The organism is Actinocatenispora sera (genome assembly GCF_018324685.1).
In the GTDB taxonomy this organism is placed as follows: Bacteria; Actinomycetota; Actinomycetes; order Mycobacteriales; family Micromonosporaceae; genus Actinocatenispora; species Actinocatenispora sera.
Window position 1 is genome coordinate 2769696 of sequence record NZ_AP023354.1, and the last position, 21890, is coordinate 2791585.

21 protein-coding genes are annotated in these 21890 nt (G+C 73.2%); 6 read left to right on the forward strand and 15 right to left on the reverse strand.

Translation table 11 applies throughout. The features are described from left to right. Nucleotides 1–327: 327 nt before the first annotated feature. From Asera_RS13250 to Asera_RS13280, 7 genes are all read right to left on the reverse strand, one after another. Nucleotides 328–1008, reverse strand: a complete 681-nt coding sequence (locus Asera_RS13250; RefSeq protein WP_211255536.1) for an SRPBCC family protein — start codon at nt 1006–1008, stop codon at nt 328–330. Then, the gene (locus tag Asera_RS13255; RefSeq protein WP_030445623.1) at nt 1005–1856 is read right to left on the reverse strand and encodes an FAD binding domain-containing protein; all 852 of its coding nucleotides are present in this window, start codon (nt 1854–1856) and stop codon (nt 1005–1007) included. The genes Asera_RS13250 and Asera_RS13255 overlap by 4 nt, the downstream gene beginning before the upstream one ends. Continuing rightward, on the reverse strand, nt 1853–4216 hold the full coding sequence (locus Asera_RS13260; protein WP_030445622.1) for a xanthine dehydrogenase family protein molybdopterin-binding subunit: 2364 nt from the start codon (nt 4214–4216) through the stop codon (nt 1853–1855). The genes Asera_RS13255 and Asera_RS13260 overlap by 4 nt, the downstream gene beginning before the upstream one ends. After that, nucleotides 4213–4686, reverse strand: coding sequence for a (2Fe-2S)-binding protein (locus tag Asera_RS13265; RefSeq protein ID WP_030445621.1), 474 nt, complete (start codon nt 4684–4686; stop codon nt 4213–4215). The genes Asera_RS13260 and Asera_RS13265 overlap by 4 nt, the downstream gene beginning before the upstream one ends. Before the next feature lie 780 nt (nt 4687–5466). Then, nucleotides 5467–6681 carry an XdhC family protein gene (locus tag Asera_RS13270; protein ID WP_030445620.1) on the reverse strand — a complete coding sequence of 405 codons (1215 nt, stop codon included), beginning with the start codon at nt 6679–6681 and terminating at the stop codon, nt 5467–5469. Continuing rightward, nucleotides 6674–7783, reverse strand: a complete 1110-nt coding sequence (locus Asera_RS13275; RefSeq protein WP_030445619.1) for a vWA domain-containing protein — start codon at nt 7781–7783, stop codon at nt 6674–6676. Before Asera_RS13275 ends, Asera_RS13270 begins: the two co-directional genes overlap by 8 nt. Further along, nucleotides 7780–8673: an AAA family ATPase gene (locus tag Asera_RS13280; RefSeq protein ID WP_030445618.1), complete on the reverse strand. Its 894-nt coding sequence runs from the start codon at nt 8671–8673 to the stop codon at nt 7780–7782. The genes Asera_RS13275 and Asera_RS13280 overlap by 4 nt, the downstream gene beginning before the upstream one ends. Nucleotides 8674–8886: 213 nt before the next feature. On the opposite strand from Asera_RS13280, the gene Asera_RS13285 reads away from it, so the two are divergent. Then, nucleotides 8887–9492, forward strand: a complete 606-nt coding sequence (locus Asera_RS13285; protein ID WP_051802070.1) for a hypothetical protein — start codon at nt 8887–8889, stop codon at nt 9490–9492. Nucleotides 9493–9504: 12 nt separating this feature from the next. Here Asera_RS13285 and Asera_RS13290 read toward each other — a convergent pair whose 3' ends face one another. Both Asera_RS13290 and Asera_RS13295 read right to left on the reverse strand, forming a co-directional pair. Further along, nucleotides 9505–10989: a helix-turn-helix domain-containing protein gene (locus Asera_RS13290; protein ID WP_157034751.1), complete on the reverse strand. Its 1485-nt coding sequence runs from the start codon at nt 10987–10989 to the stop codon at nt 9505–9507. Between the two features lie 104 nt (nt 10990–11093). Then, nucleotides 11094–11846 (reverse strand): sugar isomerase domain-containing protein, encoded by a 753-nt coding sequence (locus Asera_RS13295; protein WP_030445615.1) that lies wholly within the window; start codon nt 11844–11846, stop codon nt 11094–11096. 174 nt (nt 11847–12020) lie between these two features. On the opposite strand from Asera_RS13295, the gene Asera_RS13300 reads away from it, so the two are divergent. Continuing rightward, entirely contained in the window at nt 12021–13052 is a 1032-nt protein-coding gene (locus Asera_RS13300; protein ID WP_244843861.1) for an N-acetylglucosamine kinase, read from the forward strand. 22 nt (nt 13053–13074) lie between these two features. Here the strand turns inward: Asera_RS13300 and Asera_RS13305 are convergent, their stop codons facing one another. From Asera_RS13305 to Asera_RS13330, 6 genes are read right to left on the reverse strand one after another with little or no spacing between them, the layout of a single operon-like run. Further along, the gene (locus Asera_RS13305) at nt 13075–14142 is read right to left on the reverse strand and encodes an alpha/beta fold hydrolase (protein WP_030445613.1); all 1068 of its coding nucleotides are present in this window, start codon (nt 14140–14142) and stop codon (nt 13075–13077) included. Nucleotides 14143–14146: 4 nt separating this feature from the next. After that, nucleotides 14147–15400, reverse strand: coding sequence for an esterase/lipase family protein (locus tag Asera_RS13310; RefSeq protein WP_212804574.1), 1254 nt, complete (start codon nt 15398–15400; stop codon nt 14147–14149). A gap of 46 nt (nt 15401–15446) precedes the next feature. After that, the gene (locus Asera_RS13315) at nt 15447–16274 is read right to left on the reverse strand and encodes an alpha/beta fold hydrolase (RefSeq protein WP_051802068.1); all 828 of its coding nucleotides are present in this window, start codon (nt 16272–16274) and stop codon (nt 15447–15449) included. Then, nucleotides 16271–17059 carry a 3-hydroxybutyrate dehydrogenase gene (locus Asera_RS13320; protein WP_084131201.1) on the reverse strand — a complete coding sequence of 263 codons (789 nt, stop codon included), beginning with the start codon at nt 17057–17059 and terminating at the stop codon, nt 16271–16273. Before Asera_RS13320 ends, Asera_RS13315 begins: the two co-directional genes overlap by 4 nt. Nucleotides 17060–17067: 8 nt before the next feature. Beyond that, on the reverse strand, nt 17068–17694 hold the full coding sequence (locus Asera_RS13325; protein WP_051802067.1) for a TetR/AcrR family transcriptional regulator: 627 nt from the start codon (nt 17692–17694) through the stop codon (nt 17068–17070). Further along, nucleotides 17691–19121: a class I adenylate-forming enzyme family protein gene (locus tag Asera_RS13330; protein WP_051802066.1), complete on the reverse strand. Its 1431-nt coding sequence runs from the start codon at nt 19119–19121 to the stop codon at nt 17691–17693. Before Asera_RS13330 ends, Asera_RS13325 begins: the two co-directional genes overlap by 4 nt. 144 nt (nt 19122–19265) lie before the next feature. On the opposite strand from Asera_RS13330, the gene Asera_RS13335 reads away from it, so the two are divergent. From Asera_RS13335 to Asera_RS13350, 4 genes are all read left to right on the forward strand, one after another. Further along, nucleotides 19266–19751 carry a DUF2975 domain-containing protein gene (locus Asera_RS13335; RefSeq protein WP_030445607.1) on the forward strand — a complete coding sequence of 162 codons (486 nt, stop codon included), beginning with the start codon at nt 19266–19268 and terminating at the stop codon, nt 19749–19751. Then, entirely contained in the window at nt 19751–20005 is a 255-nt protein-coding gene (locus Asera_RS13340; protein WP_030445606.1) for a helix-turn-helix domain-containing protein, read from the forward strand. The genes Asera_RS13335 and Asera_RS13340 overlap by 1 nt, the downstream gene beginning before the upstream one ends. A 103-nt stretch (nt 20006–20108) precedes the next feature. After that, nucleotides 20109–20735, forward strand: a complete 627-nt coding sequence (locus Asera_RS13345) for a TetR/AcrR family transcriptional regulator (RefSeq protein WP_030445605.1) — start codon at nt 20109–20111, stop codon at nt 20733–20735. A gap of 218 nt (nt 20736–20953) precedes the next feature. Beyond that, a complete protein-coding gene (locus tag Asera_RS13350) occupies nt 20954–21871 on the forward strand; it encodes an NADP-dependent oxidoreductase (protein WP_030445604.1) in 918 nt (305 codons plus the stop codon). The last annotated feature ends 19 nt before the right edge of the window (nt 21872–21890 follow it).

Genomic DNA, 21890 nt, shown 5'->3' on the forward strand with positions numbered 1-21890 from the left:
CATTGCCGGCGAGCACCGGATCAGGCGAGGTCGCGGTGTGACGAGACTGTGAGGTCCCGTGCCGTGCGGGCCGCGATCGTGATGGTCACGCACGACGAGGGTGCCCTCGACGCGCTGCGGCGATCGGGTGCTGTTCCTACCGGACGCGGACGAGGATCTGTGGAAGGTGGAGTGCCCGGCCGCGTGCTCGCCGAGCAACGCGTCGGCGGCCCACCCGGGTGCTCTCGCACCCGGCGAGCGCGGTCGGTGAAGCCCGCCCACCCCGGCCGGTACGACGGTGGGCGCGGTGCCGGTCCGGTGCGGGTGGCGGCCGGACCGGCACCGGCGTCAGCGGGCGCGGCGGCGCAGCCGGGCGATGGCGGTGGCGACGAGCGCGCCGGCCACGAACGCCAGCGCGTACCCGGCGGCGCGCCGCGCCAGTGCCTGCGCCCCGGTGACCTCGAGCAGGTCGATCGGCGTCGCCTCCTCCGGGACCGCCGTCGTCTCGGGCGACGGCGGCGTCACCGCAGCGGGCGTCGTACCAGGCGATTCGGTCTCCGCCGGCTCCTCCGGCGGTGCCGACGGCCGCAACTGGTTGCCCAGGCAGTCCGCGAACTGGTCGAGCAGCCGGGTGCTCACGTCGCCCAGCATGCCCCGGCCGAACTGCGCCGGCCGGCCGGTGACCGTCAGATCGGTGGTCACGTCGACCCGGGTATCGTCGCCGTCGGCCGCCAGGGTCGCGGTGATGGTGGCGGTGGCCGTGCCCGGCCCGCGGGTCTCCCGGCCGGACGCCTCCACCACCACCCGGTGCGCCTCCTCGTCCCGCTCCCGGATGTGGCCGGTTCCCTTGTAGGTCAAGGAGATCGGGCCCAGCTTGACCTTGACCGTACCGGTGAAGTCGTCACCGTCGAAGCCGGTCAGGGTGGCGCCCGGCAGGCAGGGCGCGATCGCGGGCAGGTCGAGCAGCCGGGTCCACGCCTGCTCGACCGGGGCCGGTACGGTGAACCTGTTGGTCAGCTCCATGGTCATGCTCCGGCAGCGGCGGTCAGGGCCCGGCGGGTCAGCACGCGGGCCAGGTGGGCGCGGTAGTCGGCGCCGCCGTTCACGTCGTCCGGCGGTGCGGTGCCCTCGTCGGCATGGCCGGCGGCGGCGGTGATCGCGCCGGTGTCCCCGTCGGTACCGGTCAGGGCCTGCTCGACGGCGCTCGCCCGCACCGGCCGGCTGGCCATGCTGGTCAGCGCGACCCGGGTGTCGGTGACACCACCGTCGGAGCGTCGTACCAGCGCGGCCACGGCGACGACCGCCCACGCCTGCGCCATCCGGCTGAACTTCTCGTACCGGTAGCCCCAACCCGCGGTGTCGCGGACGCGGACCTCGGCGAGGATCTCGTCCGGCGCGAGCGCGGTGGTCAGGTAGTCGACGAAGAAGTCGGCGGCGGCGATCTCGCGGCGACCGTTCGGCCCGACCGCGACCATCGTGGCGTCCAGCGCGCAGGCCACCGCGGGCAGGTCGCCCGCCGGGTCGGCGTGCGAGAGCGAACCGCCGAACGTACCGAGGTGACGCACCTGCCGGTCGCCGACGGTCGCGGTGGCCGCGGCGATCAGCGGCGCGTGCTCGGCGACCCGCCGGTCGTGCAGGATCTCGGCGTGCGTGGTCATCGCACCGATGACCAGTTCGCCGTCGCCGATCCGGACGCCGTGCAGCGACTCGATGTCGCGCAGGTCGACCAGGGTGCTCGGGGCGGCGAGGCGCAGCCGCAGCACCGGCAGCAGGCTCTGCCCGCCGGCGAGCACCTTGGCGTCCGGGTCGGCGGCCAGCACCGCCACCGCGTCCTTCACTGTGGACGGTCGGGTGTACTCGAACGCGACCGGGATCATGCCGCACCTCCCTGCGCCTCGTGCAGCGCTCGCCAGACGTTCTCCGGCGTGCACGGCATCGGTACGTCGGCCACCCCGAACGGTCGCAGCGCATCCACCACCGCGTTCACCACCGCCGGGGTGGAGGCGATCGTGCCGGCCTCGCCGACCCCCTTGACGCCCAGCGGGTTGTTCGTCGACGGTGTCTCGGTGCGGTCGAGGGTGAACGAGGGCAGGTCGGCCGCGGTCGGCGGCGTGTAGTCGACCATCGTGCCGGTGGTCAGGTTGCCGTCGGCGTCGTACCGGGCGCCCTCGTGCAGCGCCTGCGCGATGCCCTGTGCCAGCCCGCCGTGTACCTGGCCCTCGACGATCATCGGGTTCACCACCTTGCCGACGTCGTCGACCGCCACGTAGCTGCGGATCGTGACCCGGCCGGTCTCGGTGTCCACCTCGGTCGCGCACAGGTGGGTGCCGTGCGGGAAGGAGAAGTCGTCGGGTTCCAGGACGAAGTCTGCCGACAGGGTCGGTTCGAATCCGTCCGGCATCGAGTGCGCGGCGAACGCGGCGAACGCGACCTCCTGGATCGACTTGGTCGCGCCGGGCGTACCGCGGACCGCGAAGGTGCCGCCGGAGAACTCCAGATCGTCCTCCGAGACCTCCAGCAGGTGCGCGGCGAGCGTCTTCGCCTTGCCCAGCACCCGTTGCGCGGCCCGCCAGACCGCGACCCCGCCCACCGCGAGCGACCGCGACCCGTACGTGTCGAGCCCGGCCGGCGCCGCCGCCGTGTCGCCGTGGATCACCTCGATGTCGTCGAACGGTACGCCCAGGGTGTCGGCGACCAGCTGGCTGAACGTGGTGACGTGCCCCTGCCCGTGCGGGCTGGTGCCGATCACCGCCTCGACCTTGCCGGTCGGCAGCACCCGTACCGTGGCCGCCTCCCAGCCGCCGCCGGCGTAGCCGCGCTCGCCGAGCCAGCGGGACGGGGCGAGCCCGCACATCTCGGTGTAGGTGGAGACGCCGATGCCCAGCTGTACCGGGTCGTGCGCCTCGCGCCGGCGGGCCTGCTCGGCGCGCAGCCCGTCGTAGTCGAACAGCTCGGTGGCCCGCGCCGTCGCCGCCTCGTAGTTACCCGAGTCGTAGGTCAGCCCGGCGATCTGGGCGTACGGGAACTCCTCGTGCCGGATCCAGTTGCGCCGCCGCATCTCCAGCGGGTCGACGTGCAGCTCGGCGGCCAGCTCGTCGAGCATCCGCTCGATCGCGAACGTCGCCTCGGGCCGTCCGGCGCCCCGGTACGCGTCGGTGGGCGTCTTGTCGGTGAACACGCCCACGCAGCCGAACTCGTACGCGTCCATCTTGTAGATGCCCGGGAACATCGCCCGGCCCAGCAACGGGATCGCCGGCGTCAGCAGCTGCAGGTACGCGCCCATGTCGGCGAGCAGGTTGACCCGCAGGCCGCGGATCCGGCCGTCGGCGTCGGCGGCGAGCTCCAGATCCTGGATCTGGTCGCGGCCGTGCACGGTCGCCTGGAACGCCTCGCTGCGCGTCTCGGTCCACTTCACCGGCCGGCCGAGCTTGCGGGCCAACGTCAACGCCAGTAGCTCCTCGGCGTAGATGTCGAGCTTCGAGCCGAACCCGCCGCCGACGTCGGGCGCGATCACCCGGATCCGCGACTCCGGTACGCCGCTGAGCATCGCCAGGAACAGCCGGACGAAGTGCGGGATCTGCGTCGACGACCAGACCGTGTACTCGCCGGCCGCCGGCACCGGCGCGACCAGCACCGACCGCGGCTCCATCGCGCAGGCCACCAGCCGCTGCTGCACGAACCTGCGCGTGATACGTACCGGGGCGTTCGCGAACGCCGCGTCCACGTCGCCGAAGGTGTCGGAGTAGCGGAAGCACACGTTGGTGCCGGCCTCGGTGTGTACCAGCGGCGAGCTGTCGGCGATCGCCTGCTCCATGTCGAGCACCACCGGCAGCGGGTCGTAGTCGACCTCGATGGCGTCGAGCGCGTCGACCGCGTGCGCCCGGGTGTCGGCGACCACCACCGCGATCGCGTCCCCGGCGTAGCGGGCCTCGTCGACGGCCAGCGGCTTGTGCTCGGGCGCCACCCAGTCCGGGGTGACCTGCCACGCGGACGGCAGCCCGGCCAGTTCGTCGGCCAGGTCCGCGCCGCTGTAGGCGGCGACGACACCGGGCTCGTTGCGGGCCGCGGCGACGTTCACCCGCACCCGGGCGTGCGCCATCGGGCTGCGCAGCAGCGCCGCGTGTACGGTGCCGGGCAGCTGGATGTTGTCGGTCCAGGTGGTCTGGCCGGTGATCAGGTGCGCGTCCTCCTTGCGCCGCCGGGCCGCGCCGACCTCCTGCTCCTGAGTTGCGGTCATGACGTGGCACCTCGCAGTTCGGCCGCGGCATCGCGGACCGCGGTCACGATGTTCTGGTACCCGGTGCACCGGCAGAGGTTGCCCTCCAGCCCCTCGCGTACCTGCTGCTCGCTCGGGTCGGCCACCTCGTCGAGCAGGTCGACGGCGGCCATGATCATGCCCGGCGTGCAGTACCCGCACTGCAGGGCGTGATGCTCGTGGAATGCCTTCTGCAGCGGGTGCAGCTCGCCGTTGGCGAGCCCCTGGATCGTGGTCACCTCGGCGCCGTCGGCCTGCACGGCGAGCAGGGCGCAGCTCTTCACCGCCCGACCGTCGACCAGCACGGTGCACGCGCCGCAGTTGCTCGTGTCGCAGCCGACCGGGGTACCGGTACGGCCTCGCTGCTCGCGCAGGTACTGCACCAGCAGCGTTCTCGGTTCGACCTCGTCGACGGCTTCGGTGCCGTCGACGCTCACGCTGATCCGGGTCATCGGCCCTCCCGACTTCGGGTCAGCTCCGGTCGCCGTCCGCCGGAGCCGGCCGGCCTCCACCCCGCACCGCGCCGGTCGGGGCTACCTCCAGACGGTACGTACACAGTTGATCGCGTAGCGCCCGATCGCGCAAGGTCGGCCCGACCGGCGGTCGCATACCAACGGGCGATGTTTCTTGTGGGGCATCAGAGAGGGCGGCTGCTACCTGAGTCGCGCGCCCAGAGGCACGTTCCGACGAGCAGCTGACCTAGCGTGCTGAGCATGGGAGGGCAGCCGCCAGGCCGCCTTGCTGCTCCAGTGACCGATGAGCTGAACAGCCAGCCGTTGAGCAACCGCCAGCGCCACCCAGGCGAGTGCCCTTGGTGGCTTCGGCTGCTTCCTTGGCCGGTGGTGTGGGAAGTGATCCTCGTGGACAAAGTTGACGACTGCTTTGTCAAGCGCCCAAGGATGACGCCGAGCGCGTCGCAGGCGCCATCGATCAGCTGGCAGAACACGGCCCGATGCTAGGGAGACCGACTGCGGACACGATAACAGGATCCAAGCTACCGAACCTGAACTCGGCACCGTTGAGGCATATATTCGGGCGCTCGGTGGGCGCGTGAAGGTGCTTGCAGAGTTCCCAGCTGGCGAGCTGGTGACGCTTGACTAGCAGCTTCTTCCAGTTGGGTGCCACTGACGGGCGGGCTATTCAGACCGGCCTTTTGGTTTGCGCCGGTTCGCAGCCGAGCATGCCATCCGAGTCAGTGGGCAGAGTCGTCGCAACCGGCTGATCCGGCTTTGTCAGTGGTGGATGCGGCCGGTGGTGGCGGAGAGGGGGGAGCCGGTGCCGCGCCAGCGGCGGGAGACGATCTCCGCGGCGACGCTGACCGCGGTCTCCTCCGGCGTACGGGCGCCGATGTCCAGGCCGATCGGCGAGGCGAGCCGGGCCAGCTCGGCCTCGGTCAGGCCCGCCTCGCGCAGCCGGGCGAGCCGGTCGTCGTGCGTGCGCCGGGACCCCATCGCGCCGACGTAGGCCAGCGGCAGCCGCAATGCCTCGGTGAGTACGGGGACGTCGAACTTCGGGTCGTGGGTCAGCACGCACACCACCGTTCGGCCGTCCAGCCGGCCGGCCGCCGACTCGGCGGCCAGGTACCGGTGCGGCCACTCCACCACGACCTCGTCCGCCTCCGGGAACCGGGCGCGGGTGGCGAACACGGGCCGGGCGTCGCAGACCGTCACCCGGTATCCGAGGAAGGAGCCGGCGCGCGCCACGGCCGCGGCGAAGTCGATCGCCCCGAAAACGATCATCCGGGGGCGGGGTGCGTGGCTGGCCACGAACACGGTCAGATCGTCGCCGCGCCGCTGCCCGTCGTGCCCGTAGCCCAGCGTCCCGGTTCGCCCGGCGGCCAGCAACCCGCGGGCATCGTCGGTCACCGCGTCGTCCAGCCGGGCCGAGCCGAACGTGCCGAGCGCGCCCGGTCGGGGTGAGTCACCCGATCCGGCCGGGCGGTCGGACGGTGGGGTGCCGTCGGGCCAGACGACCAGGCGGCGGCCGACCAGGCCGGCAGCCACCGCGGTGGCTGCGCCGGGGGCGTCGTCCGGCAACGCGGCGCCGGCACAGCGGTCCGCGACGACGGTGGCGACCGCGACCGGTCGGCCGTCGGCGATCGCGGCAATCACCTCCGGCAGCGCCGGGAACGCGGCCTGATCGACCCGTTCGACGTACACGTCGAGAATGCCGCCGCAGGTCAGACCGACGGCGAACGCGTCGTCATCGGAGACACCGTACCGGCGCAGCACCGCGCGGCCGGTGTCGCGCACCTCGCCGGCCACCTCGTACAGGTCGCCCTCGACGCAGCCGCCGGACACCGAGCCGGTGACCGTACCGTCCGCGGCGACGAGCATCGCCGCACCGGGCTGGCGCGGCGCGCTGTGCCAGGTCGCCACCACCGTGGCCAGCCCGGCCGGCTCATCGGCCGCCCAGCGTTCGTGCAGCGCGGCGAGCACGTCATCCATTGCCGATCACCCCGACCAGCTCGGTCAGCGCGGCCAGGCTGTGCCCGGCCACGAACGCGTCCAGGTGCGGCAGCGCCGCCACCATCCCCCCGGTCAGCGGCTGGTACCCGACCCGGCCGGCGTGCGGGTTGACCCACACCACCCGGTAGGCAAGCCGGGAAAGCCGCGCCAACTGCTCGCCGAGCAGCGCCGGGTCGCCGCGCTCCCACCCGTCGCTGGCCAGTACCACCACCGCCTGGCGGGCGGTGCCGCGCTGGCCCCACCGGTCGAGGAACGCGCGCAGCGTCTCGCCCAGCCGGGTACCGCCGCGCCAGTCCGGGATCGCCCGGCCGGCGTGGGTGAGCGCCACGTCCGGATCGCGGGCCCGCAGCGCCGTGGTGACGCGGGTCAGCCGGGTGCCGAGGGTGAACACCTCGGTACGGGTCGGCCGGCGGCGCACCGCGGCGTGCGCGAACCGCAGCAGGGCATCCGCGTACGGCGCCATCGAGCCGGACACGTCGATCAGCAGCACCAGCCGGCGCGAGCGCACCCGGCGGGCACGGCGGGCCAGCCGCAGCGGTTCGCCACCGGTGCGCAGCATCTCACGCACCGTGCCGGCCGGGTCCAGCTCGCCCCGCGACGCCGGTCGGTACCGCCGGGACGGGCGCGGCGCGGTCGCCGGCGCCAGCAGCGCGATCAGCCGGCGTACCTCGGCGCGCTCGGTGTCGGTCAGGGTGGACACGTCGCGGTGCCGCAGCGTCTCCGTCGCGCTGGCCGACGCCCGTACGGTCAGGGTGGCGGTGGGTTCGGCGCCGGTGCCCGCGTCGTCCCCGCCGAAGCCCACGGACGGGCGGCGGGGTGGTCCGGTGCGGGTGCGGGCCGGCCGCGGCCTCGGCGTGCCGCCGAAGTAGGTGGCGAACGCGGCGTCGTAGCGGGGCAGGTCGTCCGGCTCGGCGCACAGCGTCAGCCGTCCCGCCCAGTACAGCGCGGCCGGGTCGGTCGGGCCGAGCGCGTCGACGGCCGCCAGCATCGCCTGGGTGCGCTGTGCCTCCGCCGGCACCCCGGCGGCCCGCGCCGCGCGGGCGAACCCGACCAGCACCGCCGTCCCGTCCGCGCGGCTCACGGCTCGGCTCCGGGGTCGAGGATCGCGGCGGCGCGCACCCGCTCGGTGTCCTCGCGGTACTTGAGCACCGCGCCGAGCGTCGCGGCCGCCAGCTCCGCGGTCAGTTCGGTCGCGCCGAGCGTGTCGAGGGCGGCGGCCCAGTCGATCGCCTCCGCCACGCCGGGCGGCTTGAGCAGCTCCAGCGCCCGCATCCGGGCCGTCGCGGCGGCCACCTGCTCGGCCAGCCGGGCGCTGATCCCCGGCAGCCGGGACCGGACGATCGCGATCTCCCGGTCGAGGCCGGGGTGGTCGAGCCAGTGGTACAGGCAGCGCCGCTTCAGCGCGTCGTGCACCTCGCGGGTGCGGTTGGAGGTCAGCACCGTGACCGGCGGATACTCGGCCACGATGCGGCCCAGCTCGGGCACCGTGACCGCGGCGTCGGCGAGCACCTCCAGCAGGTAGGCCTCGAACTCGTCGTCGGCGCGGTCGATCTCGTCGACCAGCAGCACGCACGGGCTGGTGGTCAGCGCCGCGAGCAGCGGGCGGGCCAGCAGGAACCGCCGGTCGTACAGCTCGGCTTCCAGCGTTGCCGGGTCGGCGTCCAGGCCGGCCGCCCGCACCGCCTGCAGGTGCAGCAGCTGCCGGGGGAAGTCCCAGTCGTACAGCGCCTGCGCGGCCGAGAGCCCCTCGTAGCACTGCAGCCGGATGGGGGTCGCGCCGGTCGCCTCGGCAAGGGCCGTCGCGAACGAGGTCTTGCCGACCCCGGCGTCGCCCTCCAGGAACACCGGCCGGCCGAGCCGGATCGCCAGGTACCCGGCGGTGGCGAGCCCGTCGTCGGCCAGGTAACCGGTGCGGGCCAGCGCCGCCGCGAGCGCGGCGGGCGACTGCGGCACCGGAAACGCCGACCCCATCACCCCACTATGCGCGTCCCGGCCGCGCGGCGCCCACCGTTCACGATCCGTTCCGTACCCGATCGTCCCCGGGCGCCGCGCCCGACCGGTGCGCGCGGCCCGGACGCGCAGCGGATGCGGACCTCGCTGGGCGAGAGCGCACTGGTGATGCCGGGTGGCCCGCAGCAGGATCCTGCTGCAAGGTCCGACAATCCCTTCACTTCGGGAGTCCCCGTGTTGTACGCCATCGCCTTTTCACCCTGGATCCTCTACGCGGTGATCCCCGCGGTGTGGTGGCAGTGGTCGATGCTCGCCGCACTGGCGATCTCGGTGGCGATCTTCGTCTCGGCGGTGGCCCGACGCCGGCCGGTCGCCGCGATGATCATCGAGATCGGATCGATGGTGTTCTTCGCCGCCGGGACGATCCTCGCGCTCGGCGATCCCGACACGGCCCTGCATCCGTACCTACCGGCGATCTCGGCGCTGTGGGTCGGGCTCATCGCCTGGTTCTCGCTGCTCGTCCGCAACCCGTTCACCCTGGGCATCGCCAAGCTGAACCAGCCGCCGGAGGTCTGGCGCCAGCCGCTGTTCGTCCGTACCAACGTGATCATCACGGCGGTGTGGGCGATCTGTTTCACGGTCGGTGCCGTGCTGCTCGCGGCCTGCGCCGCCGGTGGTGCCGGCCGTGGGCTGGTCATCGTCGTCCAGGTCGCCCACTTCATCGTACCGATGGTGTTCACGTTCCACTACGTCGCGGTGATCAGGAAGCGGGTCGCCCGGATGCGGGCCGCGGCACCGACGCCGCCGGTGTACTCCGGGCAGTACACCGGTTCCCGGTGAGGCGTCTCCTGCTCACGCGTCGTCGACGCCGAACGCATCGTCGGGGCCGAACGCATCGTCGGCGTCGAGCGCGTTGTCGAGGCCGAGCGCCAGGCACAGGTCGTACCGGGCGGACGGCGAGTCGAGCAGCGAGCGTTGGATGAGCTGCTCGACCCGGCCCAGCCGCTTGCGTACCCCGGAGGTCGAGACGCCGAGAGCCGTTGCGGTCGCACCGATCTGCGCCTGGTTGTCCAGCCAGGTACGCACGGTGTCGACCAGCCGGGGATCGGCGCCGCACAGCGGTGCGCGTTGCCGCGCGGCCCAGTGACGTACCTCGGGGCGGGTCAGCAGCTCTTCCAACGGTGCGTCGGAGCCACCGCCCGGCGCGCCGACCACCTGCAGCGCGAGCTGCAGCCGCGCCTGGGTCGCCACCTCGGCCAGCTCGACGCCCAGCAGCGATTCGATCAGCCGTAGCCGTGCGGCCAGCGTGTTGCGGTGCACCTTCAACTGGCGGGTGGCGAGGCCGTGAAAGATCAGCCAGGAGGCCAGGGTGTGCACCAGCTCGCCGGCGTCGGGATCCTGCGGCCGCGCCGGTTGGTACGACCGCAGCGGGGCGAGCGCTCGTGCCGCCCAGCCGGAGCCCAGCTCGGCGAGCAGGGCGGACAGCTCGCCGTGCCCGCGGAAGGTGGCGTGGCGTTCGGGTCGGTGCCGGGCGACCGAGAGCGCGTGAAACGCGTGGGTGTACCCGGTGACGCAGTCGCGAAGCGCCAGCTCCTCGCTGCTGCCCAGGTGGAACGCGGTCTCCTGGACGGCTCGGGCCCGCAACGAGCTGGTCAGCGCGTCGGCGTCGGCATGCGCGATGACCACGACGTGGCGACGGTGGACCGGGCAGCGCACCACCCAGGCCCAGCGCTTGGCGGTCTCCCGGCACCAGCTCAGCGTCTCGGTCACCCGCGGGTCCGCGGACTCCACGATGTGGATGCGCACCCGGTCCGGCAGGTCCGGCCCCAGCACGGCCGCGGCGTGCCGTGCCTCCGCGATGTGGCCGGCCTGCAGCTGGTGCAGCACGACCTCCCGGTTGCGGGCCTCGACGCGATCGAGCTGCGCCGCCCGCGTTTGCAGCTGCCGTTCCCGCCAGGCGAGGCCGAGCGGGACGCTCGCATCGGCCAGCAGCGCCCGCTCGTCCGGCGAGAAGTCGCGCCCGGTGTGGCGGCGAACGACCAGCACCGGGCGCGGCGCCGGGCCGGTGACCGCGATCAGGACGACCGGACGCCCGTCGAGGTCGGCGGCGATCGCGCCGGCCCTGCCGGCACCCACCGCGCGCACGTCGGCGGTGAGCGCTGCCGGTACGGGCCGGTCGGCCGGCACGGTCGTCCCGGGCGGCGCGACCAGTACCGCGACGCCGTCCAACCGCCGGCCGACCCGGTCGAGGATCCGCTCGATACCGTCGAGGGCCTCGACATCGCGCGTCATGGCCCGCAACTCGCCGGCAACGTCCACCGTGGGATCCGTCCGCACCGCTGTACTCCTCATCCGCGCCGAGGACTCCGGAGTCTATTACCGTGCCGCACCGTGATCATCACGCCAGACGCCGAGGTGCAGCAGGTCGGTGCGCTGGTGGTTCAGGCGGTGCGGCGGATCCGGCCGGCGTAGCGCTCCTCCAGCGCCCGGTTGTGCTCGTCGCCGCCGGGCACGTTCGCCGACAGGTAGATCGGCGGCTGCTCGCCGGCGTCGAGCAGGCGGCGCACCACCTCGGTGGTGATCATCTGGGCCAGCATCGCCGCGGTCAGCGACGACACGGCGCCGACCGCGCCGCCGGCAGGCAGCGGGAGTACCGCGTCGCCGAACGGGGCGCCGTTGTCGAGCACCACGTCGGCCACGTCCGACAGCCGCTGCCCGGACGGGTGCCGCGGCTCGGCCTTGGCCGTGTGGTCCAGCGAGGTGATCGCGATCAGCTTGTGCCCGTACTGCTTGACGGTGCGGGCGAGCTCGACGGTGGAGCCGTTGATACCCGAGCTGGAGGCGATCACGAACACGTCGCTGGGCTGGATGTTCGCCAGCTCCAAGACCCGATGGGCGATGGTCGGGTCACGCTCCAGCAGTGGGTCGGAGAGCACCTCCGGCGGCTGGCCGCCGAACACGACCACGTCGCGCAGCGCGAGCTTGTTGGTCGGCACCAGCCCACCGGCCCGGCCGGCGATCTCCATCGCCAGCGCCTCGGAGTGGCCGCTGCCGAACGCCTGGATCACCCCGCCGTCGCGCAGGCTCGCCACGATCAGGTCCGCCGCCCGGGCCACGCCCTCGGCCTGGCTGTCGATCACCCGGTCCAACACCTCGCGGGCGGCAGCCGCGTAGACCGCACCATCCACCGTCATTCGGTCCTCATCCCTTGCTCTCCCTCGCCCGCCGGCACCGGGCCGACGTGTGCTCTCACTCGCCCGCCGTAGCGGCCGGCCTTCCCGGCACACAACGCGCATCGGTGACGACCAGGGCGCGAATGTGCCGTACTTCGATCAACTCCCGTCAGCCACCACACGTATCATGCACGATTGTCGTACCCGCTCGACCCGGGAGCACCGATGCGGCTGGCCCTCGGCCTGGACATGGGCGGCACCGCGACCCGCGCGGTGCTCGCCGCCGAGACCGGCGCCGTGCTCGGCACCGGCTCGGCCGGACCCGGCAACCCGTTCGCGCACCCACCCGAGCAGGCGGCCGGCGCGTTGCGCGAGGCCGCGCGCGCGGCGCTGGGCGACCTCGACCCCGCCGCGGTGGGTCTGGGCGTGCTGGGCGTTGCCGGTGGCAACGTGCTCACCGTTCCCGCCGCCGGGGACACGTTCCGCCGCGCCTGGCACGAGCTGGGCCTGCGCTGCCCGATGCGGGTCGTCGGCGACGTCGACGTCGCCTACGCCGCGGGCACCGCGGAGCCCGACGGCACGATCCTGATCGCCGGCACCGGTACCTCGGCCGGCCGCATCGCCGGTCACCGGCTGGCCCGCGCGTTCGGCGGGTACGGCTGGCTGCTCGGCGACGAGGGCGCCGGGTTCTGGCTCGGCCGGGAGGCGGTCCGGGCGCGGCTGCTGGTCACCGACGGCCTGCAGGCACCCGGCATGCTCACCGATCTGGTCGCCGCCGAGCTGCCGCTCGACCCGGCCAATCCCGGCAGCGACACCGAACGTACCGTCACCGCGATCGACCACGCCCACCCGCTCCGGCTCGCCCGGCTGGCGTCGCTGGTCAGTACCGCCGCCGAGGCCGGCGACCCGGTCGCCCGGGACATCGTGGCGCGCGCCGGCCGGCACCTGTTCGCGCTGGCCACCGCGGCGTACGGGGGCGGCCCGCTGGTGCTGTCCGGCAGCGTGATCGGTCCGGCCACGCCGGTCGGCGCCGAGCTGCGCCGGCTGCTCGCCGGGTGGTCGCCGGCGCCGGACCAGCCGGCGCCGCGGGTGCTGACCGCCGGCAGCGGTGCGGCCGGTGCCGCCTGGCTCGCCGCGGCCGCGCTGCCCGATATCACCGACCCGGTCGCCCTGCACCGTTCGATCGTCGGTACGCCTGACGCGCCGCCCGCCGAACCGTCGCGGTGAGTCCCGGTGCGGCGGGAGGACGCTACCGACCGGCGCCCGTACCGTCCGCCGATGCCTGGAGGTGGGGGAGCAGGGCGGCGCGGAAGGCGTCGGGTTGGTCCAGGTGCGGCCCGTGCCCGGCGTCGGGGATCACGACCTCCCGGTAGTTGCCGTACGTGTCGAGCACGGCGCGGGTCTGCGCCACCATCGGCTGCGGCGGGGCGACCTCGGCTCCGGGCCAGCCGGGGATCGCACCGAGCTGGCCGAGGTAGGCGAGATCGTGCAGCGAGGTGTCCGAGACGATCACGTCGTCGGCGCCGCGCAGCCAGAGGATCGGCGGTTTGGGCTGTACGGACGACAGGTCGTCGATGCGGAAGTGCTGGGGCGCCATGGTGTTCAGCACGCCGCGGCGGCCCGGCCGGATCCCGGGCCAGGTCACGGTCGTGGCGGCGTCGCCCGGGTAGTGGTCGTCGCCGGTGCGGGTGGACAGCATCGACTCGACCAGCATGTCCAGGTGCGGCGGCACGAACGGCGGCTTCACGTACTGGGCGAGCAGCACCTCGCGCGGCGACAGCGGCGAGTCCGACCCGGTGTCGTTCTCGGCGAGGCGCCGGACGAACTCCGGGTTCGCCGCGCCGGCGCCGGAACCCGCCCCGTCCGGGTCGAGCAGCTCGCCGTGGCTGCCGCGGGTGCCGCCGAACCCGTACGGGGAGACGGGGTCGACCAGGGTCAGCGATGCGATCCGGTCCGGCGCGTCGAGCAGGTGACGCAGCACCACGCCGCCGCCCATGCTCCAGCCGACCAGGTGGACCGGTACCAGTTCGAGCGTGTCGATCAGCGCGGCGAGGTCGTCGGCGTAGTCGGACAGGCCGCGGGTGGCGTCGACCGGCGCGGGTTCGGTGTCGCCGAACCCGCGCAGATCCATGGCCAGTGGCCGCAGGCCGGTCGGCAGCGCGAGCATCGTGTCCTGCCAGAACAGGCTGGATGAGACGTTGCCGTGGACGAACAGCACCGGGGCGCCGTCGCTACGCGACTCGACGCTCAGGACGTTGATGCGCAGGCGTTTGGTCTCGACGCGGTCGGCGACGATGCCGGGCAGTAGCGTGGTCATGGGTTCAGCTCTCCTCTGCGAGCCAGTGGGCGACCTGGGACTCGACCGCCGGGTACCAGCCGAGTTCGAGATGGTTGGCGCCGGCGACCAGCGCGGTGCCCACCACCGTCGGGATGCCCGCGGTGGCCAGGGCGCTGCTCTCGAACACCACCCCGTCGCTGGGCCCGCGGTCCTCGTTGAAGATGCCCACCACGCTCGGCGACCCGCCGGCGAGCAGGTAGGTGGACACCGAGGCCGGTACGCCGGCCTGCTGGATGCGGGCGATCAGCGAGCCGGCGTCGATCGCCGCCTGGATGCCGGGTCCCTTGGTGTAGAAGCCCTGCCCGCCGTAGTAGGTGGTGTACCAGTCCTGCTGCGTCTGGTCGATGCCGTAGGTCTGGTCGAAGCGGGCCAGCATCTGCCGCTGGCCCGGATAGCAGTCGTAGCCGCCGGTCGGCACGAACGAGAACTCCGGATGGTAGGCGTAGAGGCCGTAGCAGGTCATGTAGGTGTGCGGGGCCGGCGAGTTGATGCTGCCGCCGCACTCGGGCCAGATCGACAGGTCGTGCGCCCAGCCGTGCGCGAACGGGTAGTCGTACCCGGCGTTCGGGCCGCCCAGGGTGATCAGCTTGCGCACGTCACCCGCGTACGGCCGGCCCCAGCTCGGCCCCACCGACGAGACGTACATCCGGGCCGACATCTCACCCTTGCTCCAACCCACCAGATCCACTGTGGACACACCCAGCTTGGCCTTGATGACCGCGATCGCGTCACCGACCTGCTGAGCCTGCATCAGGTTGTCGCCCTCCTTGTGCGCGAACCCGATGGCGAAGACGCGGTACCCGGCGTTCGACAGGTACTGCATCATCCCGGTGCCCGGGCAGCTGAGGGCCCCGCACCCGAACCCGCCCGACTCGCCGGGGTTGGCCCACGCGCGGTCCGGGTTGTCGTTGGCGCCGTGCACCAGCAGTACCGGTACCGGCTCGGGGTTGGTGGTGGCGCCGGGTGCGGCGTAGAGCAGGAACCGGCCGGAGAAGGGTTGCTTCACCCCGCCGAAGAACGTGACGCGCTGCCCGTCCTGGTCGCCGCGGCCGTCGGGCGGGTAGTCCTCCTGGGTGAAGCCGGGTGTGGTGTCCAGGTAGCGTTCCACGGTGTCCCACCCGTTCGCGACGCTGGTGTAGCGCTGCTCCATGGTCAGGTAGGACGGGATCGTGGCGGCGTGTGCCGCGGTCGGTACCAGCAGCGCGCCGATGAGCGCGGCAACCACGACTGTCCACAAGCGACGCATTGCACCTCCCGGTTCCGGGAGCCGACGTGGGGTGTCGTCAGCTCCGCAGCGAGTCGGCCACCGCGGCGGCGCCGCGCTCGCCGAGCAGGATCGTGTAGTGGTTCGTGCCGTCGACGGTGCGCACGGTGAGCCGGTCGGCCAGCGCCGCCGGATCGGGGTAGAGGGCCGGCAGCGCGCCGAGCATTCCGTACTCGGCACGCAACATCAGGGGACGGTGCCGCAGCCGGCGCCAGGCGTCGGCGAGCGCCCGCCCGGTGAAGGTGTCGATCGAGTCGGCGCGCACCGCCTCGGGCGAGACCTTGCTGTGCATCCGCGGTGGCTGCCCGGCCAGGTCGTAGTCCAGGTACGACTCGATGTTGGTGGTCCATTCGGTGAACGCCGGGTGCCAGCGCCAGAAGTCGCGATGCTCGGCCACGTCGGCGAAGCTCATCGCGAGCCGGGCGGCGGCCGGCCCGATGACCGCGGCGACGCGCTCGTCGGCGGTGTTGCCGGGGGGCATCGGCAGCGGCGGGCCGCCGTCGACCAGCAGCAGCCGGTCGACCCGTACGGGATGGCGGTCGGCGAGTACCAGCGCCACGAACCCGCCCATCGAGTGACCGACGACGGTGGCGCTGGGTACGTCGAGCGCGTCGAGCACGGCGACGGCGTCGGCGGCGTGCGCGGCCATCCCGTACGGGCCCGGTAGCTGCGAGTCGCCCCGGCCGCGCAGGTCGGGCGCGACCAGCCGCATCCCGGCCGGCAACCGGTCGGCGACCGACTGCCAGGCCAGGTGGTTGGCCGTGATCCCGTGCAGCGCAAGGATGGTGCGCGGACCGTCGCCCCAGACGCCCACCGTCAGCTCTCCGCCGGCCACCGGGACCCTCATCGCGCGCTCCAGCCGCCGTCGACCACCAGCGAGCTGCCGTTGACGAACGAGGCGTCGGGCGAGCACAGGTAGCTGACCGCCGCGGCGACCTCGGCCGGCTCGATCAGCCGCTTGATCGCCGGTTCGGTGAGCATGATGCGCTCCACCACCTCCGTTTCCGGGATCTGGTGGGTGGCCGCCTGCGCGGCGATCTGCCCCTCCACCAGCGGGGTGCGCACGTAGGCGGGGCATACCGTGTTCGAGGTGACGCCGCGGGGCCCGCCCTCCAGCGCCACGGTCTTGGACAGCCCCTCGGTGGCGTGCTTGGCCGCGACGTAGGCGCTCTTGTACGCCGAGGCACGCATCCCGTGCACCGACGAGATGTGCACCACCCGGCCCCAACCGCGCTCGTACATGCCCGGCAGTACCGCCCGCAGCAGCAGGAACGGCGCCTCGACCATCAGCGTGAGGATCTGGTGGAAGCGTTCCGGCGGGAACTGCTCGATCGGTGACACGTGCTGGATACCGGCGTTGTTGACCAGGATGTCGGCGTTCAGCTCCATCGTGGACAGTGCGGCGGTGTCGGTCAGATCGACCACCAGGCCGCGCCCGCCGAGCTGGTCCGCCGCCTCGACCACCCGCTCGTCGCGGTCGAGCAACACCACCGACGCGCCGTCTTCGGCCAGTCGCCGGGCGCACGCCGCGCCGATTCCGGAGGCGGCGCCGGTCACCACCGCGGTGCGCCCCGCCAGGTTCGTCTCGTGTCCCACCGTCTGCGCTCCCATCGTGTCGCCGTTGCCAGCCATCGAGCCGGTCAGTGCGCTCCCGGCGGGTCCGGCACGCCGAGGATCCGGGCGATGATCTCGCCGGTACCGGCGAGCACCGTGTCCGGCACCGCCTCGTGCCGGTGCCACAGCACCCAGCGCATGCCGACCATCTCGCCGAGTCCCATCAGCGACCACGCCATCAGTTCCGGGTCGCCGCGCGGGATCTCGCCGGTGTCGATCGCCGCGGCCAGCCGCGAGGAGTACCCGGAGACGATCCGGTCGTAGTGGCGGCGCAGCTGCTCGGGGGCGACGAACTCGGCCTGGCGCATGATCCGGTAGAGGCCGGGATGCTCGCCGACGAAGTCGAAGTACGCGGCGAAGCCGGCCCGCTCGGCGTCGAGGCGGGCGCGGTGCGCGCCGGCGGCCTGTGCCATCGCCCGCCGTACCCGGCGGTTGAGGTCGTCGACCAGTTCCGCGAACAGCTCGTGCTTGCCCGGGAAGTAGATGTAGAAGGTGCCCTGCGCCACGCCGGCGGTCTCGGTGATCTTGACGATCGACGCGTCGTGGTAGCCGTACTCGACGAAGACGGCCTCGGCCGCGTCGAGGAGGCGCTGCCGGGTGCGGGCGCCCTTGGCGCCGAGCCGCCGGCTCCGGTCGGCCGTGGTCTCGGTCATCGTCGGTCTCCCCTTGCCTGCTCTCGCAACAGATCGCGGCACACCTTGCCGATGCCGGTACGCGGCAGCTCGGGCACGAGCAGCACCCGGGCCGGCACCTTGAACCCGGCCAGCCGTTGCCGGCACCAGTCGCGAACCGACTCCGGGTCGGCCGTCGCCGCCACCACGAAGGCGACACCCACCGCGCCCCACTGCCGGTCCGGCACGCTCACCACCGCCGCGTCGGTGACGGCGGGATGGGCCAGCAGTACCCGCTCCACCTCGGCGGGATGCACGTTCTCGCCGCCGGAGACGTACCGGTCGTCGAGCCGGCCGGCGATGCGGTACCAGCCGCGCCGGTCGCGCTCGGCCAGATCGCCGGTGTGCAGCCAGCCCCGGTGGCGCGGGCCGCGCCAGTAGCCGGCGAAGGTCCCGGCGCCGCGCACCAGCAACTCGCCGCGGCCGGGCCCGTCCGCCACGCCGGCCAGCGCGACCTCGACGCCCGGGTAGGGCACGCCGGCGAACCCGGCGGAGGAGGCGACCTCGTCCGGCGGCACGCACAGCACGTTCGGGCCGGCCTCGGTCAACCCGTAGCCCTGGCACAGCGGTACGCCCAGCTCCCACCAGGACCGCGCCAGCTCGGCGGGCAGGGCGCCGCCGCCGCAGATGGCCAGCCGCAGCGAGGACAGCTCGGCGTGGTCGGCGACGGCGAGCATCATCCGGTACATCGCCGGTACCGCCATGGTGACGCTGACCCGGTGCGCGGCGATCAGCCGCAGCGCCCGGGCCGGGTCGAAGTCGGGTTCGAGCACCAGCGTGGCGCCGCGGGCCAGCGCCAGCAGCGGCAGCACCGTCCAGCCGCCCACGTGGTACTGCGGCAGCACCTGCAGCACGACGTCGTCGGTGGTCAGCCGGGCCACGCCGTCCAGCGCCTCGTCGGTGGCGATACACATCCGGCTGCTCAGCGGCACCCCGCGCGGCCGGCCGCTGCTTCCGGACGTGTAGCACAGCAGCACCGGCGCGTCCGGATCCGGCGCGGTGTCGAGGGGTCCCGCGGCGGCCGGGGTGGACAGCGGCGCGACGGGCACCCGATGGGCGGCATGAGCGACGGCGTCGGCGGCCGCCTCCCGGTGCGCCGGGTCGGTGAGCAGCAGCGCTGGCGTCGCGTCGTCGAGCAGCGCGGCGAGTTCGCCGGGACGCAGCCGGTACGGCAGCGGGGCGAGCAGCAGGCCGGTGCGGGCGCACCCGTACAGCAGGGCGATCTGCTCGATCCCGGCCTGGCACAGGGTCGCGACGCGCTCGCCGGGGGCGAGCCGCTCGCGCAGGTGGGCGGCCCACGCATCGGCCCGCGCGTCCAGCTCCCGGTACCCCACGACCTGGTCGCCGCAGACCACGGCGGTGCCGCCGAGGTCCGCCCGGCGGCGCAGCTGGGTACCGAGGTCGGTCACGGGCGCTCCTTGGGCAAAAAATGAATCGACTGTCATATTGGCCGCGGCGCGCTGCCGCGTCAAGCACGGCCGGATGCGCGACGGGCTTGCCACTGCTATCGATATTCGATAGATTCCCATCGTGAATCGATGGAAGGAGCGGTCGTGGGCAGGCTGACGGTGGGCGCGCTTCGCGCCGTGCTCGCGGTGGTGTTCACCGGCACGGTCCTCGTTCAGGCGCTGATGGTGTGGGCGCTGTGCACCGACCCGGAGCGCGGGTCGCTCCCCCTGACCCCGCTGCGGCTGATCACGATCGTCGGGCTGGTGACGGTCCAGGTCGTACTGGTCTGCATCTGGCGGCTGGTGGCGATGGTGCGCCGCGGCACGGTGTTCTCGCCCGCCGCCTTCCGGTACGTGAACGTCGTGATCGGCGCCATCGTGGCCGCCGCGCTCGTGTGGTTCGCCGTCACCATCCTCAACGCGCCCGGCCAGCGGGCCGACCCGGGCGTCACCGTGATCATGGGTGGCATCGGCCTGGCCATCCTCGGCGTCGCCCTGCTGGTGCTCCTGCTGCGGATGCTGCTGGCGCAGGCCGTCGCCCGAGACGTCGAAGCGGCCCAGCTCCAGGCCGAGCTGGACGAGGTGATCTGATGCCGATCGTGGTCGACATCGACGTGCTGCTGGCCAAGCGGAAGATGTCCGTGGGCGAGCTCGCCGAGCGCGTCGGGATCACCCCCGCCAACCTGGCGGTGCTCAAGAACGGCCGGGCCAAGGCGGTCCGGTTCGCCACGCTCGCCGCGCTCTGCGAGGTGCTCGACTGCCAGCCGGGTGACCTGCTGCGCTGGGAACCCGAGAAGTCCGACACCGACGACCGGATGTCCGAGGCCCGGCCCCGTACCCGCTGATGGCCCGCGACTCTGGTGGCGTGGCCTCGAAGCCGGTCGACCGGCAGGGTCGCTCGCCGGTTCGTTCGAGCGGGGGCGAGGGGCCGGCCAGTACCATGGGGGCGTGGCGACCACCGACGCGCAGGATGGCCGGCGCCTGACGGCGCGGGGCGCCCGGACGCGGGCCAAGATCGTCACCGCGGCGGCCGACCTGATGTACGTCCAGGGGGTCGGCGCCACCACGCTCGACGACGTGCTGGCGGCCAGCGGGGTCAGCAAGTCGCAGCTGTACCACCACTTCGAGGGCAAGGACGCGCTCGTGCGGGCGGTGGTCGACCTCGTCGGGGAGCGCGTCCTCGAGCGTGAGCGCGACGCCCTCGGTCGGGTCTCGACGATCCGCGGTCTGCGGCGCTGGCGGGACTCGCTGGTGCGCAACAACGCGCTGCGGCACGGCGCGTACGGGTGTGCGCTCGGCGCGCTGGCCGCGGCGATCGCCGATCAGGACGATCTGGCCCGCAAGGCGCTGTCCACCCTGTTCGTCGAGTGGCAGGCGCTGCTGACCGACGTGCTGCACCGGCTGCGCGACGGCGGTGAGCTGCCGCCTTCGGCGCCGGTGGAGCGGCTCGCGACCGGCCTGATGGGAGCCCTGCAGGGCGGGTACCTGCTGGCCCAGACGGCCCACGACGTGACGCCGATGGCGACCTCGCTCGACATGGCACTGGCGCACCTGGAAAGCCTGTCGGCCGGGTGAGCCTCGCGCGTTGTCGCCCTACCCCGCGGGCGGATCTAACTGGACTATAAAGTCCAGTAGTATGAGTACACTGCCCAGCTGAAGAAGGAAAATCGACAGCATTGGACTTTAGGGTCCAAGTTAGCGCAGGGGTGTGCGGGGCGCCGCGCTGCGGTGCCCCGAGGCAGAGGCAAGCCGGCCTCGCCACGCGGGCGAGGCCCTGGTACAGGGGGTGCCGGATGAAGGCGATCGTGGTGACCGACGAGGCCGCGGGGACGGCCGGGATGACGCTGACGGAGCGGCCCGAGCCGTCCCCGGCGATCAACGACGTGGTCGTGCAGGTGCACGCGTCGGGATTCGTCCCGACCGAGTTGGAGTGGCCGTCGACCTGGGTCGATCGCGCCGGCCGTGACCGCACCCCGTCGGTACCCGGGCACGAGCTGGCCGGCGTGGTCACCTCCCTGGGGTACGGCACGACCGGGCTGTCGGTGGGGCAGCGGGTGTTCGGCCTCGCGGACTGGCACCGCGACGGGACGCTGGCGCAGTACGTGGCGATGGAGTCGCGCAACCTCGCCGGGCTGCCGGGCGACGTCGACTTCACGGAAGCGGCGAGCCTGCCGATCTCGGGGCTGACCGCCTGGCAGGGACTGTTCGACCACGGCCGGCTGCGCGCCGGCCAGCGGGTCCTCGCGCACGGGGCGGCCGGGGCGGTCGGCACCATGGTGACCCAGCTGGCCCGCGAGTTCGGCGCGTACGTCATCGGTACCGGACGCGCCGCCGACCGGCAGAAGGTACTCGAGTTCGGCGCGCACGAGTTCGTCGATCTCGGCGGCGAGGGCCTGGACGAGGTCGGCGAGGTCGACCTGGTGTTCGACGTCATCGGCGGCGACGTCCAGAAGCGGTCCGCGCGGCTGATCGGGCCCGGCGGAACGCTGGTGTCGGTCGTCGGGCCGGTGGAGGCACGGCCGGCCAATGGCCTGGCCATCGACTTCGTGGTCGAGGCCGACCGCGCGCAACTTGGCGAGATCGTCCAGCGGGTGCGGGACGGGCGCCTGCGCACCAACATCGGCACCGTGACGACCCTCGACAACGCCGTGTCCACGTTCAACTCGACCGATCGGCACAAGGGGAAGATGATCGTCGACATTCGTCCGTGAGACCGCCCGCCTCGGCGAT

Coding starts and splice junctions, on each gene's coding strand:
- Asera_RS13260 (WP_030445622.1), bottom strand. CDS start 4,216: ATGACCGCAACTCAGGAGCAGGAGGTCGGCGCGGCCCGGCGGCGCAAG.
- Asera_RS13250 (WP_211255536.1), bottom strand. CDS start 1,008: ATGACCATGGAGCTGACCAACAGGTTCACCGTACCGGCCCCGGTCGAG.
- Asera_RS13270 (WP_030445620.1), bottom strand. CDS start 6,681: ATGGATGACGTGCTCGCCGCGCTGCACGAACGCTGGGCGGCCGATGAG.
- Asera_RS13325 (WP_051802067.1), bottom strand. CDS start 17,694: ATGACCGAGACCACGGCCGACCGGAGCCGGCGGCTCGGCGCCAAGGGC.
- Asera_RS13295 (WP_030445615.1), bottom strand. CDS start 11,846: ATGACGGTGGATGGTGCGGTCTACGCGGCTGCCGCCCGCGAGGTGTTG.
- Asera_RS13315 (WP_051802068.1), bottom strand. CDS start 16,274: ATGAGGGTCCCGGTGGCCGGCGGAGAGCTGACGGTGGGCGTCTGGGGC.
- Asera_RS13255 (WP_030445623.1), bottom strand. CDS start 1,856: ATGATCCCGGTCGCGTTCGAGTACACCCGACCGTCCACAGTGAAGGAC.
- Asera_RS13350 (WP_030445604.1), top strand. CDS start 20,954: ATGAAGGCGATCGTGGTGACCGACGAGGCCGCGGGGACGGCCGGGATG.
- Asera_RS13320 (WP_084131201.1), bottom strand. CDS start 17,059: ATGGCTGGCAACGGCGACACGATGGGAGCGCAGACGGTGGGACACGAG.
- Asera_RS13305 (WP_030445613.1), bottom strand. CDS start 14,142: ATGACCACGCTACTGCCCGGCATCGTCGCCGACCGCGTCGAGACCAAA.
- Asera_RS13340 (WP_030445606.1), top strand. CDS start 19,751: ATGCCGATCGTGGTCGACATCGACGTGCTGCTGGCCAAGCGGAAGATG.
- Asera_RS13280 (WP_030445618.1), bottom strand. CDS start 8,673: ATGGGGTCGGCGTTTCCGGTGCCGCAGTCGCCCGCCGCGCTCGCGGCG.
- Asera_RS13265 (WP_030445621.1), bottom strand. CDS start 4,686: ATGACCCGGATCAGCGTGAGCGTCGACGGCACCGAAGCCGTCGACGAG.